The organism is Rhodococcus sp. ZPP, assembly GCF_017656075.1.
GTDB classification, from domain to species: Bacteria; Actinomycetota; Actinomycetes; order Mycobacteriales; family Mycobacteriaceae; genus Rhodococcus_F; species Rhodococcus_F oxybenzonivorans.
Genome location: NZ_CP058638.1, coordinates 455,808 through 468,488, shown reverse-complemented (window position 1 = coordinate 468,488; position 12,681 = coordinate 455,808). Strand labels below are relative to the sequence as shown.

At 66.8% G+C, this 12,681-nt stretch carries 14 protein-coding genes and 1 tRNA gene; 3 read left to right on the top strand and 12 right to left on the bottom strand.

Translation table 11 applies throughout. The annotated features are described in order from the left end of the window. Window positions 1-55 precede the first annotated feature (55 nt). The 5 genes from HYG77_RS02130 to HYG77_RS02110 form a co-directional block, all read right to left on the bottom strand. A complete protein-coding gene (locus HYG77_RS02130; protein WP_208961741.1) occupies window positions 56-1,300 on the bottom strand; it encodes a saccharopine dehydrogenase NADP-binding domain-containing protein in 1,245 nt (414 codons plus the stop codon). A 37-nt stretch (window positions 1,301-1,337) separates the two neighbouring features. Then, on the bottom strand, window positions 1,338-1,748 hold the full coding sequence (locus HYG77_RS02125) for a DUF2784 domain-containing protein (protein ID WP_208961740.1): 411 nt from the start codon (window positions 1,746-1,748) through the stop codon (window positions 1,338-1,340). Between the two features lie 72 nt (window positions 1,749-1,820). After that, a complete protein-coding gene (locus HYG77_RS02120; protein WP_109335062.1) occupies window positions 1,821-2,237 on the bottom strand; it encodes a universal stress protein in 417 nt (138 codons plus the stop codon). A 105-nt stretch (window positions 2,238-2,342) separates the two neighbouring features. Further along, a complete protein-coding gene (locus HYG77_RS02115) occupies window positions 2,343-3,797 on the bottom strand; it encodes an SDR family NAD(P)-dependent oxidoreductase (RefSeq protein ID WP_208961739.1) in 1,455 nt (484 codons plus the stop codon). Window positions 3,798-3,869: 72 nt separating this feature from the next. Then, window positions 3,870-3,955: transfer RNA gene (locus HYG77_RS02110), tRNA-Leu, on the bottom strand. Between the two features lie 107 nt (window positions 3,956-4,062). Between HYG77_RS02110 and HYG77_RS02105 the strand changes: the two genes are divergently transcribed. Beyond that, complete coding sequence (locus HYG77_RS02105) at window positions 4,063-5,415, top strand: M20/M25/M40 family metallo-hydrolase (RefSeq protein WP_208961738.1); 1,353 nt, start codon at window positions 4,063-4,065, stop codon at window positions 5,413-5,415. 33 nt (window positions 5,416-5,448) lie between these two features. Continuing rightward, on the top strand, window positions 5,449-5,979 hold the full coding sequence (locus HYG77_RS02100; RefSeq protein ID WP_109329503.1) for a YbhB/YbcL family Raf kinase inhibitor-like protein: 531 nt from the start codon (window positions 5,449-5,451) through the stop codon (window positions 5,977-5,979). An 81-nt stretch (window positions 5,980-6,060) separates the two neighbouring features. On the opposite strand, the gene HYG77_RS02095 is transcribed toward HYG77_RS02100, so the two are convergent. The 3 genes from HYG77_RS02095 to HYG77_RS02085 are packed head-to-tail and all read right to left on the bottom strand — an operon-like array spanning window position 6,061 to window position 8,392. Beyond that, a complete protein-coding gene (locus HYG77_RS02095) occupies window positions 6,061-7,131 on the bottom strand; it encodes a quinone-dependent dihydroorotate dehydrogenase (protein WP_109329505.1) in 1,071 nt (356 codons plus the stop codon). Window positions 7,132-7,141: 10 nt separating this feature from the next. Continuing rightward, on the bottom strand, window positions 7,142-7,381 hold the full coding sequence (locus tag HYG77_RS02090) for a DUF5703 family protein (RefSeq protein WP_109329507.1): 240 nt from the start codon (window positions 7,379-7,381) through the stop codon (window positions 7,142-7,144). Continuing rightward, window positions 7,382-8,392, bottom strand: coding sequence for a hypothetical protein (locus tag HYG77_RS02085; protein ID WP_208961737.1), 1,011 nt, complete (start codon window positions 8,390-8,392; stop codon window positions 7,382-7,384). A 182-nt stretch (window positions 8,393-8,574) separates the two neighbouring features. Between HYG77_RS02085 and HYG77_RS02080 the strand changes: the two genes are divergently transcribed. After that, entirely contained in the window at window positions 8,575-8,928 is a 354-nt protein-coding gene (locus HYG77_RS02080) for a hypothetical protein (protein WP_208961736.1), read from the top strand. A gap of 13 nt (window positions 8,929-8,941) precedes the next feature. Here HYG77_RS02080 and HYG77_RS02075 read toward each other — a convergent pair whose 3' ends face one another. The 4 genes from HYG77_RS02075 to HYG77_RS02060 are packed head-to-tail and all read right to left on the bottom strand — an operon-like array spanning window position 8,942 to window position 12,601. Then, a complete protein-coding gene (locus tag HYG77_RS02075; RefSeq protein ID WP_208961735.1) occupies window positions 8,942-9,814 on the bottom strand; it encodes a heme ABC transporter ATP-binding protein in 873 nt (290 codons plus the stop codon). Further along, window positions 9,811-10,881: an iron ABC transporter permease gene (locus HYG77_RS02070; protein ID WP_109329515.1), complete on the bottom strand. Its 1,071-nt coding sequence runs from the start codon at window positions 10,879-10,881 to the stop codon at window positions 9,811-9,813. The genes HYG77_RS02075 and HYG77_RS02070 overlap by 4 nt, the downstream gene beginning before the upstream one ends. Then, window positions 10,878-11,918: an ABC transporter substrate-binding protein gene (locus HYG77_RS02065; RefSeq protein ID WP_208961734.1), complete on the bottom strand. Its 1,041-nt coding sequence runs from the start codon at window positions 11,916-11,918 to the stop codon at window positions 10,878-10,880. Before HYG77_RS02065 ends, HYG77_RS02070 begins: the two co-directional genes overlap by 4 nt. Continuing rightward, window positions 11,915-12,601, bottom strand: coding sequence for a biliverdin-producing heme oxygenase (locus HYG77_RS02060; RefSeq protein WP_109329519.1), 687 nt, complete (start codon window positions 12,599-12,601; stop codon window positions 11,915-11,917). Before HYG77_RS02060 ends, HYG77_RS02065 begins: the two co-directional genes overlap by 4 nt. Between the last annotated feature and the right edge of the window lie 80 nt (window positions 12,602-12,681).

Below are 12,681 nucleotides of genomic sequence, written 5' to 3'. Positions count from 1 at the left end.
TCGTTCGAGATTAGCGGGGCGGCTCGACGCCTGTCACGTCGACCCGCCCAGCCCGTTACAACTTGCGTGCGGAGATTTCCAGACCCGCGTCGCGGAGGCGGGTGACCAGGACGTCACCGAGCGCCGTCGCCGGAGTGAGGACACCCGCCGCGTCGGGGAGCGCATTGCCGCCGAGAACCAGGCCGAGCGCGGATTCACCCAGCATGACCGCGGTGGCGCGATACCCCGGATCGCCTTGGGCCTTCACCCGAGCGGTGTACCGGGCACCCGTCGTGGTGGTCGTATAGATGTCGATCGTGAAGTGGCCCTTGCGTTGCGCATCCTCGCTCGGACCTTCGCCGGGTGCGGGAAGAACCCGGTCGAGGAGGTAGCGGGTGGGCGGGACGCTGAGGCCGAGTACCAAGCCGCCCAGACCGACGGCGACGCCACCGGCGATGAGAGGCGAGACCGGAGACTTGCCGACGCTCATGACCTCGCGATACTTGAATTCGCGTCCATACGCCCATTTCCGGAGGGCGTTGCTGCGGCGTACCACGCGGGTGTTGTAGGACGCCATCACGAACGGCGCTTTCCAGCCCTCGAGTTCGGGGGCGATGTCCTTACCGTTGACCACGCTGACATCGGACTGTTTCCCGAGATCGGGTTCCTGAGACCGGTCCGGGCTGAGCGAATAGGGCGACGCCGCAAGCCGGCGCAGCGCCGAATCCTTCTTCGACACGTCGACCTGTGTTCGAAGGGAGTCGATGGTCCCTCCACTCACACCCCCTCGGAGCGAGGTGACGACCAAGGTGGTGTCGGTGAGTTCGCCGGCCCCGTCGGCCTGCACGGCTTCGTGAAGTACATGCACTCCGATGTCGGACGGAATGGAGTCGAAACCGCAGGAGTGCACGATTCGTGCGCCGGTCCCACGGGCTTTGTCGTGGTTGGCGTCGATGCTGTCGCGGGCGAACAGCACCTCACCCGTGAGGTCGACGTAGTCGGTGCCGGCCTCGGCGCATGCCGCGACGAGGCCGTGCCCGTACTTGGCGTAGGGACCCACCGTCGTCGCGACCACTCTGGTGCCGGCGGCCAAGGCGGCGAGCGACGCCTGATCGTCCGAGTTCGCGACGATGATCGGCCACTGTGCCGCGCGGGGGCCGAGCGACGATCGCACCGATTCGAGCTTGGCCTGCGAGCGTCCGGCAAGGCCGATTCGCACATCTTCGGGCGCTGTGCGGGCGAGATAGTCGGCGAGAAGTTTGCCGACGAAGCCGGAAGCCCCGTAGACGACCAGATCCAGTTCACGTGCGCTGTCTGTCATGGCTCGACACTACAAGCTCGTCCAGCCACTCCGGGGGCTACGAACCGACGTGACCGGAAGGGGTGTGCGCGAATGTGCTGCGGGTCCGGACACGGAGAATCCCGTACCCGGCCCAGGAGAGGACGACACCGAGAGCGACCGATATCTGGATCGCACCGGCAGTCGACTCGGGGTACAGAACTCCGGTCAAGTAGTGGTCGATGAACCCGGAGGACGGCAGTGGAGCCTGTCCGACCTGCACCCGGGCCCAGCTCTCGAGATGAGTCAGTGGGCAGTCGATACCTACGAGGAGTCCGGTGAAACCCCAGGCGACGGCCGCGATGTGGAGGCCGATCGTGCGCGGCAGCCGCCAGGCGAGGAAGCCTCCGGCGGCGACATACAGGATGAAGGCCAGGTGCACGACGACCGTCGCGTCGGCAACCACCCTGTAGAAAGCTGCACTCCCCATCGGTGTACTCCTGGTTCCGGGACCCGCCCTGTCATCCTAGGCGCGGCGTCGGCCCGGCCGCCGGAAGAGCGCTCAAGCGGAACCGTGCAGTTCTTCCTTGACGACGAGAACCGGGATGTCGACCTCGAGGAGGAGCCGTTGCAGCCAGCGTTCGAGAAGGAACTTGCCGATCGGTGACATGCGTCGGGTACCTACGACGAGGAGGTCGGCCCCACTACGGTCCACCAAGGTGTGCAGCGCACTGACGTGGTCGCCGTCGCCCGCCTCGGTGCGCAACTCCCACGAGGCCTCGCCGACACCGTTGCCCTCGAGCGTGGCCTGGACTTCGGCGCACAGAGCGGAACGATCCGATTCGGCGTCCGCATCCGCAACCTCGTCGACGACGGAGAGAACCACGAGCTGTTCGTGTCGATGCACGGCCTCACGGGCGGCGTGGACGATCGCCGCCCGGCCCTCGGGGCTGTCTCGGTGGACAACGGCGATCGCCATGTGTGGTGCCTCCAGTTCAGGATTCGTTTCGAACCCCATTATCCCCGTGTACCAGTGTCCTTCGGCTGTGTCGATGCTCTCTGGCGCGCCGGATGGGGTGCTCGGTCACCAGGGGGAGGGTTCGTAATCCTTCAGGAAGCAGCCGTGCAGGTCGACGCCCTGCTCACCCTGCACGATCGGGTCGTACACCCGCGCCGCGCCGTCGACGAGGTCCAGGGGGGCGTGGAAACCCTCGTCGGCCAGCCGCATCTTCGTGTAGTGCGGTCGCTCGTCGGTGATCCAGCCGGTATCGACCGCCGTCATGAGGATGCCGTCGTCGAGCATTTCCTTGGAACTGGTCCGCGTCAGCATGTTCAGCGCTGCCTTCGCCATATTGGTGTGCGGATGCCCTGGTCCTTTGTATGCCCGGCTGAATTGACCTTCCATCGCCGAGACGTTCACCACGTACTTGCGCCGGGCGGCGGCCGCCGCCATTGCGGGTCGCAGGCGGGATACCAGGATGAACGGCGCTACCGAATTGCACAATTGCACTTCGAGTAGCTCGATCGGATCGACCTCCTCGACGGTCTGGACCCAGCTGTTCGTGTGCGCGAGATCGGGCAGGAGACCCCCGGCGTCGATGGCGAGACCCTGCGCGATCCGATCGGGGGAGGCGGACTTGGCCAGGAGTGCGAGGGAGCTGACGGATTCCGGTGCCATCGCCGCACCGGCCATGGCCGACACGTCGGACAGGGAGCCGGCCAAAGCCGCCGGGTGCGCGTCGCTGGTCTTTCCGAAGGTCAGGACGTCGGGAAGAACACCGGCGGGCAGGGCGCCTGATTCCGCGTCCGCCAGCGCGCTGTAGGCGCCGGGGGAGCGCCGCACCGTCTGGGCGGCGTTGTTGATGAGAATGTCGAGGGGGCCCTGGGCGGCAACGGAATCGGCGAGAGCGACCACCTGCGCGGGATCGCGGAGGTCGATACCCACCACCCGCAGACGGTGGATCCAGTCGGCGCTGTCCTCCATCGCCTTGAACCGTCGGATCGCGTCGTTGGGGAACCGTGTGGTGATCGTGGTGTGCGCGCCGTCGCGGAGCAAGCGCAGCGCAATGTACATCCCGATCTTGGCGCGACCACCGGTGAGGAGCGCCCGGCGTCCCGTGAGGTCGGTGCGTGCGTCCCTCTTCGCGCGGCTCTTCCCGGCGCAGTCGGGGCACAGTTGGTGATAGAACGCGTCGACCCGCGTGTACCGCTGTTTGCAGATGTAACAGGGGCGGGGACGGATCAGCGTGCCCGCAGTGGCGCCGTCGGCGTTCGACGTGAGCGGAATGCCGGCGGTCTCGTCGTCGATCCGATCAGGCGACCCGGTCGCCGTGGCGGCGACCACCCGGCGGTCCGCCTCGGCGACGGCATCCCGGGCTGCGAGTCGGCGCCGCTTCTTCAGCTTCTTGAAGAGATGGCCCACGGCGCGCTGCACGGTGACCGAAGCAGGGTCGGATTCGTCCAGACTTGCGGCCTGATCGAGAACCCGCAAACAGATCTCCAGATCTGCCGGATCGATTGCCGTCGCTGTTTCACCCATCGAACTTCGCCCTCTCACGAAGAAGGCCCCGGTTCGATGAACCGGGGCCTTTTCGTCTGTCTCAACTCAGAGTGTCCGAGGGGGGACTTGAACCCCCACGTCCGTTAATAGGACACTAGCACCTCAAGCTAGCGCGTCTGCCATTCCGCCACTCGGACTCGCACCCATTTCCTGGGCGCTGGGAAAGACTATCCGATGAAGCGCCACGGCCCAAATCGCCCCTTTCACCTGAGCGTTTCCGGTGGCGCGGTGGTAGGAAAGTGAAGTGCCGACTACACAGGAAACGCCAGGCCGGGGTCGTGCCGAAGCCGAGGTCGTCGAGCTCGTCAGCTCATTGATCCGCTTCGACACGTCCAACACCGGGGAACTCGCCACGACCAAGGGTGAGCGTGAGTGCGCGGAGTGGGTCGCCGCTCAGCTCCAGGAAGTGGGATACGAGACGGAATACGTCGAATCGGGGGCGCCGGGGCGCGGGAACGTCTTCGCAAGGCTGAAGGGGTCGGACCCCACCCGCGGTGCGCTGATGTTGCACGGTCACCTCGACGTCGTGCCCGCCGAGCCCGCCGATTGGCGCGTCCACCCGTTCGCCGGCGCCGTCGAGGACGGCTACGTGTGGGGCCGCGGCGCCGTCGACATGAAAGATATGGTCGGCATGATCCTGGCGGTGGCCCGCCAGTTCAAGGCCGAGGGAATCGTTCCGCCGAGGGATCTCGTGTTCGCGTTCGTCGCCGACGAGGAGGCCGGGGGCAAATACGGCTGCCAGTGGCTCGTACAGAATCGTCCCGCCCTGTTCGAAGGTGTCACCGAAGCCGTCGGCGAGGTCGGTGGGTTCTCGCTCACCGTTCCGCGCCCGGACGGCACCGAGCGACGGCTGTATCTGGTGGAGACCGCGGAAAAGGGTCTCGGCTGGATGCGTCTGACGGCCAAGGGCAGGGCCGGGCACGGCTCGTTCCTGCACACCGACAATGCCGTCACCATTCTCGCGCAGGCAGTCGCCCGCCTGGGTGCGCACACCTTTCCGCTGGTCATTTCCGATTCGGTCGCCGAATTCCTCGCCGCTGCAGGCGAGGAAACGGGCCTCGATTTCGATGCGACGTCGCCCGACCTCGACGGCACCCTGGCGAAACTGGGCAGCATCGCCAATATCATCGGCGCCACGCTGCGGGACACCGCGAACCCCACCATGCTGTCCGCCGGCTACAAGGCCAACGTCATCCCGCAGACCGCGGAGGCCGTGGTCGATTGCCGCATCCTGCCCGGTCGGCAGGCCGAGTTCGAGGCCACCGTCGACGAGCTGATCGGGCCCGACGTGCAGCGGGAGTGGATCACCAACCTCGACTCCTACGAGACGACGTTCGACGGTCACCTGGTGGACGTCATGAACGAGGCGATCCTCGCGCACGATCCCGGTGCGCGGACCGTGCCGTACATGCTGTCCGGCGGCACGGACGCCAAGGCATTCGCCAAGCTGGGTATCCGATGTTTCGGCTTCGCACCGCTGCAGCTGCCCCCCGACCTCGACTTCAGTGCCCTGTTCCACGGCGTCGACGAACGGGTACCGGTAGACGCACTACTGTTCGGAACGCGTGTGCTGGAGCACTTTCTGCTCCACAGCTGATCCATCGCCCATTCGCGACAAGAGAGGAACCGCATGTCCTACGACCCGTACGAAGCACTTCCCGACCTGCCGAGTTTCGAGCTGACCTCCGCCGACGTCACCGACGGGCAGCCGCTGAAGAAGGATCAGGTCAGTGGAATCATGGGAGCCGGCGGCTTCGACAACTCGCCACAGCTGTCGTGGTCGGGATTTCCGCCCGAGACGAAGAGTTTCGCGGTCACCGTGTTCGACCCGGATGCGCCGACCGCCTCGGGTTTCTGGCACTGGGTAGTGGCGAACATCCCGGCGGACTGCACGTCTTTGGTGAACGGTGCCGGTGACGACGACGGTACCGGGCTCCCGAATGGCGCGATCCAGCTGCGGAACGACGCCGGGCAGCGCCGCTTCATCGGGGCCGCCCCGCCCGAGGGTCACGGCCCGCACCGCTACATCGTCGCTGTCCACGCTCTGGACGTCGACACCCTCGACGGCGTGAGCGAGGATTCCACTCCGGCATTTCTGGGATTCAACCTGTTCTCGCACGCCATCGCCCGGGCGAGGATCACCGGCACCTACGAGCAGTAGGTCAGACAGCAGCAGGTCGGAAATCGGTGGCCGGCGACTTCTCTCCAGGGTCGCCGGCCACCGGTCGTCGAGGCACCCGTGTCAGCGGACTACTCCCGCGCCCACCGCGTCCGCGATGCTGTCGAAGCCGGCGTCGCGGACCTTGCGCGCCAGCCCCTTGTGGATACGGCGCGCCCAGAACGGTCCGCCGTAGATGAAACCCGTATACCCCTGGACCAGCGAGGCCCCGGCCAGGATGCGTTCCCAGGCCTGCTCCGTGGTCTCGATCCCGCCCACCGAGATCAGCACCAGCCGATCGCCGACGCGCGCGTGCAAGCGGCGCAGCACTTCGAGGGACCGTTCCGCGACCGGTGCGCCCGACAGCCCGCCCGCCCCGATCGCGGTGACCTCGGCTTTCGGGGTCCGCAGGCCGTCGCGCCGGATGGTGGTGTTGGTGGCGACGATCCCGGCCAAGCCCAACTCGACCGCGAGATCAGCGACGGCGTCGACGTCGTCGTCCGACAGGTCGGGGGCGATCTTCACCAGGACGGGAACGCTGACGGTCTCCTGAACTGCGCGAAGCAACGGCCGCAGCGACTCGACAGCTTGCAGGTCGCGTAGTCCCGGTGTGTTGGGTGAACTGACGTTGACTACCAAGAAATCGGCAAGGGGCCCGAGAAGCCGCGCACTTGCTGTGTAGTCGGCGGGCGCTTCAGCCGCGTCGACGATCTTGGTCTTGCCGATGTTCGCACCGATCGGAACACTCGCGCGTCGCTGCCGGAGATGGTTCGCGGCATTGCCTGCGCCGTGGTTGTTGAACCCCATTCGGTTGATCAGGGCGCGGTCGGCGGGCAGCCGGAACAAGCGGGGAGCTGGGTTGCCAGGCTGAGCCTGCGCCGTCACGGTTCCCACCTCGGCGAAACCGAATCCGAGGGGACCCCACGCGTCCACACCGGTGGCGTCTTTGTCGAAGCCGGCGGCCAGTCCCAGCGGGGCGGGGAAGTCCAGTCCGAACACGGTGTTCTTCAGCACCGGATCGTTGACCACGAGGACCTTGCCGACCAGCTGGCGCAGCGGGGTGACGCCTGTCGCGAGGCGCATCGCCGTGAAGGCCAGATGATGAATGCGCTCCGGGGGAACGAGGAACATCAGCCGCAGGAGCAGGTGATACAACGGGATCTCCCTAGATAGCCGGGTCGGGAACATGGTGGGTGGTCTTTCGTCGTTTGAGCAGCACGCGCCGGCTGCCGTCGGAGTACAGCCGCACGCGCGAGAGCTCCCAGCCACCGAACTCCGCCTGTATGGCGAGTCTCATCGACGCACTGACGCGGGTGACGTCCGGTGGCAACCGCAGCGGCACGTACTCGAAGTCTTCGGACTCGATTTCCCAGCCGGAGGGGAGACGGCGTGAATGCGACGACATCTATGAGCTCCTCGTCGGTATCTGCTGCAACCCGTCACCCGTGCCGGAACCGATGAGTAGATCACCGCTGACGGTGTCCACCGCGATCGAGTTGGGCTGGCGGACCGTGGGATAGCGTGCGGTTTCCACCCCGACCCCGCTGGCGAGGTCATAAGCGACCACCTCGTTCGTACCGGTCGACGTGACCCACGCCCGGTTGGCCTCGTCGTCGTAAGCAACGCCGTATGGCGCATCTCCCGCCGGAAACCGCTGGCGCAGCATCAAAGTGTCCGTCGTATACGCCAGCAACTCGTCCCCGGCCGTATCGGTCACCAGAATGCGACCGAAGTGATCGGTGGTGAGTTGAGTCGCACCTTCACCGGCGCGGAGAGCGGCACCGAGGGAGGACTTCGGAATGTCGACTTCCGTGACGGAAGTTTGACCGCGGTCGAGTGCGGTGAGCGACTCGCCGACCACGGCCAGCGCATCTACCGAGGTCAGTCCGTCGATCACTTGTGACTCGGCGCCCTCGCTGCCGGCGATGTGAATTTCGCCATTGCCGAGTCCTACGGCCAGCCGTCCGTCGGGCAGCTGCGCCACCGACCGGACGTCCCCGTCCGCAGGGACGGAGTCGAGCTCGGCGGATCGAAGGTCCAGCCGTCCCACCTGGCCATTCATGGCGAGCAGTGCAGTTCCGCCGGGGGCGAGGGACACCTGGGTCACGGGCTCGTTCAACCGAATCGAACGCGGTACGGCGCCGAGGTCGCCGCCGGCGAACAGAAGAACTTCCCTCCGGTCGCCGACCAGGACGACGGTGGTACGCGTGTCGGGGTCGATTGTGACCGACTCGATAGGTTGCCCGATCGGATGGACGACACCGGCAGGCGTCGTGGCCTGTGCGGGTGACTGAGCTGCACTGGCCGGCGCGATAGTGACTGCCTGATCCTCGTCGTTGCTCGCAGAACAGCCCGTGACCAGCAAAAATGCCGCTCCGACGCACGACGCGACGACGCGCGCTCCAGGTCTGCCCATGCGCTGCTCCTCGGGTTTCTCTTCTATCCGTACCTGCACAACTGTCCACCAAGCATCCCTGATTCGCGAAACACCGGGCGAAGCGGTCGGTGCCCAGCGCGTCGCGAGGCGATACCGTAGGGGCTATCGACCCCACGTGCGGTTGTTCCCGACAACCGGACGAGGTCATCGAGGAGAACACCGTGGAACTACCCGAAACACCGACGTTCACCGTCGAAGACGTCTCGGTCGGCCCGCACGCGCACGGCTTCGGTCGCACGGCAGAGGGGAACTCCTATGCCTTCCGGGTACGGAAGAGCTCCCTGTTCGTCGAGGTGTACCGGGCGGACGTCGAGACGGATGTGCCGGCACCGGACGACATCATCGCGACGGCTCGTCGCTCGATTCGCGAGATCGATCTGACCGACGAACGCTCCATCGTCGCGGTGGTGCGGGATGCGGTCGCCGCCCCCGATTCGGTTGTCGTCGGACAGGAAGACGGCAGAACGGTCCGCGCTGTACTGAGCCGCCTCGGCGCCGTCATCGACGGACTCTGACACCCGTACGGCCTCAGCGTCGGTCACGTCGAGGTAGCACAAGGGGTGTCCCGGTTTCCGGGTGCGCGATGACCTCGACGGGATGGCCGTAGACGCGGGTGAGGAGCTCCGGGGCCAGCACTTCCCGGGGTGGGCCGTCGGCGGCGACGCGGCCGTTCTCGAGCACGACGATCCGGTCTGCATAGGCGGCGGCGAGAGCAAGGTCGTGCAGCACCACCACCACAGCTGTGCCGGCGCGGGCACGGTCGCGCGCAAGCCGCATCACTGTCTCCTGGTGACCGAGGTCGAGCGCTGCGGTCGGTTCGTCGAGCAGAATCGTCTCGGTGCGCTGAGCGAGCACTCGTGCCAGCGCGACGCGAGCACGCTCACCGCCGGAGAGAGCGGTGAAAGGTCGATCGGCGAAGGGCTCGACATCGCAAATTCTCATCGCCTCGGCGACTGCGGTGACGTCCTCGTCCGACCGGGACGTTCTGGCCCACGGGGACCGGCCCATCGTGATGACCTGGCGTGCGGTGAACGAGAAGCCCACCGTGTTCTGCTGGGGGAGTACGGCGCGGCGCTGGGCCATCTCGAGGGGCGTCCACGTGTCGACGTCCCGGTCGTCGAGGTGGACGGTGCCCGACTGCACGTTCTGATCGCCCGACAGCGCCGCGAGGAGGGTGGATTTGCCGGCGCCGTTGGGTCCGACGAGGACGAGAACCTCCCCGACGCGCACGTCCACCGACACCTTGTCCAGCACGGGTCGTCCCCCGCGGTGGACGTCGATGTCGACCGCGCGCAGCGTTACCGCACCTGGGCGGGGTGCCGGCGGAACCGGATCGGTCCGGCGGAGGAAATTCTGCGCGAGAGCTTCCCGGATTCTCGTCCGCAGACGGCTGGGGCTCATGCCCAACCGCCCTGGCGGGCTCGGGTACGGCGGAGCAGCCAGAAGAAGAACGGTCCACCGACCAGAGCCGTCAGCATGCCGAGGGGAAGGTCCGCGTTGGCCACCAGGGACCGGGCGCCCAGGTCGGCGAGGAGGAGCACCAGCGACCCGCACAACGCGCTGGCCGGAATGAGCACTCGGTGCCCCGGTCCGACGGCGATACGCATGAGGTGGGGTACCACGAGGCCGACGAACAGAATGATCCCGGTGAAGGCCACGCTCGACGACACCAGCAGCGCGACGATGAGGACGGCGATCAGGCGCAAACGCTCGACGTCGAGTCCCAGATGTCGCGCTGCGCTCTCACCGAGCGAGAGTAGGTCGAGTTTTGCCGCGATCACCATGGTCGCGGCGATACCGGCGACGGTCATCGGCGCCACTACCGCGACAGCGCTCCACGTGGCGCCGTTGAGGCTTCCCAGTTGCCAGAACACGATCTGGTCACGGGCGGCCGGCGAGGCAATGAAGGTGAAGAAGGCGATCAGTCCGCCCGCGAAGGCATTGACCGCGACGCCGGTGAGTACGAGGGTGACCACCTCGGTGCGGCCGTCGTGGCGGGCGAGGACGTACACGGCGACGGTCGTGATGAGTCCGGCGATGAACGCGGACGCGGCCACGGTCCACCCGGCCGCGAACGCCCCGCCGACGACGATGGCGGCACTGGCACCGACGGCTGCCCCGGCGGAGACCCCGATGACGCCCGGCTCGGCCAGAGGGTTGGCGAAGACGCCCTGCAAGAGAGCACCGGCGCAGCCGAGGGCCGCGCCGACGAGGATCGCGAGGACGACCCGGGGGAAGCGGACCTCCCACAGCGTGACCTCACCGCTGGGATGTGCGGGGAGGGGCCCCAGGTCGAGTCCTACGCGGTGCGCGATGCTGCCGAGCACCTCGCCCGGTCCGGTGGGCACCTGGCCGATGCATGCGGAGAACACTGCGGCGACCGCGAGCGCGATCAGCAACCCGGCCAGAACGATGCCGGTGCGTGTTCGAGAAGAAGCCTGAGCTGGTGTGACGGTGCCGAGGCTCATCGATCGGCCGGCTGATAGACGGCGTCTGCCAAGGCGTCCAGCACACGACCGGTGTTGGGTCCGAAGCTGAGAAGCACCCCGTCCTGCATGTCGACGACACGCTGGTTCTTTCCTGCCGGGGTCTGCGCGACACCGGGAATCTTCGCGAGTCCGCCGATCCCCCCGATCGATTCGAGGCCACCCGTCATCATCAGGATCACATCGGGGGCTGCGGCGATGAGGGCCTCGCTGGTGATGGGCGCGAACTGCTGGGTGATTCCGGAGGCGGTGCCTGCGTCGACGGCTCCGAGGGCCTCGATCAACGAGTCGGCCCCGGATCCCCGCCCGCCGATCATGGTGATCGCGGTGCCGCGCAGATAGAGGAAGGCGATCTTCAAGGGATTCTCACCGTCGGGCGCCCGGCTGCGGGCCGCTGCGATCTCGTCGTCGGTGCGGGCAGCGAGTTCGGCTCCGCGCTCGGGCACACCGAGCGCGTTCGCCACCGCGATGATCTGCGGGGACACGCCGGCGAGGGTGCGCGTCGGGTCGAAGTAGACCACCGGAACGCCCGCCGCGCGCAATTGATCCTGAACACCTTTCGGTCCGATGCTGGTGTCGGTGAGAATGACCGTCGGTGCAAGGTCGAGTATTGCCTCGGCGCTGAGTGACTGGCCGCCCGGCGTCACCACCGGCACATCGGCGGCGGCGGGGAACTCGGCTGCGATGTCGCGGCCGACCACGTTGTCGCCGAGCCCGAGAGCGAAGACCGTCTCCGTCAGAGTGCCGTAGCGGTCGGCGGTCACGATGCGGCTCACGTCGTTGATCGTGACGTCCACGCCGTCGAAGCTGCGGACCGTGGTGGGCAGCACCGGTGCGGCCGTCGACGCGACAGGTTGCGGATCGAGATCGTCCAGCACCGCGGTGTGCGCGCCGTGCGGGCCCGTCCCACCGTCACCGTTTGCGGATGTGCACGCGGAAGCGCCGACGGCGGCGACGAGTACCACTGCCAGTACTGCGAGAACTGATCGGGGAGTGCACGTGCGGACCACGGGCCTCACCGCGCGAGGTAGCTGTCGATGTCGGCTTCGAGATCGGCGAACAGGTCACCGTTGAGTCGATACGCGAGGTTCACCTCGTCGATCACCCGTTGCTGATCGGCCGCGGACAACGGGGCGGCGTCGAGTTTCGCGCGATACGCATCCTTGAACAGTTTCGGTTTCGGGATCTCCTCGAAGATGTAGAACCGCAGGCCGTTCTCGGTGTATCCATAAGCTCGTTCGAGCATCCGGCGAATGATCTGACCACCGGACAGATCGCCCATGTACCGAATGTAGTGGTGCGCAACGAAACCGGCGGGCCAGTCGTACGTCACCTCACGCAGCCGCTCGAGGTACCGGGTGGTGGCGGCGAGCGGGGACACGGTGTCGCGCCACGACGAACCGCGCAGGTACGCCAAATCCGCTTCCAGGGCGGGCACGCGTATCAGCTTCTCGGACAGAAACGGTGAGGCCACCGGATCATCCGTGTGGGTGCGTCCGGCCTCTTCCAATTCGCGGTAGACGAGATAGGTCTGGGCAAGCAGTTCGGCGTAGCCGTCGGAAGTCAACTCTCCGGCGAGTAACGCTGCGACGAACCGGGACTGTTCGGTCTCGCGGTGAGCGGCGTCCGTGCCGTCCTTGATGCGCTCGGCGAAACCGACCGCTCGGCGATCGGCCGCGTCGGCCTCGTTCAGCGTGGTCATGAGCTCTCCTGCAGATCTACGACGTCGACCGTTGAGCACCAGGTTAGCCTGCCCTCCTTTTCCGCGGCATTCGCACGGAG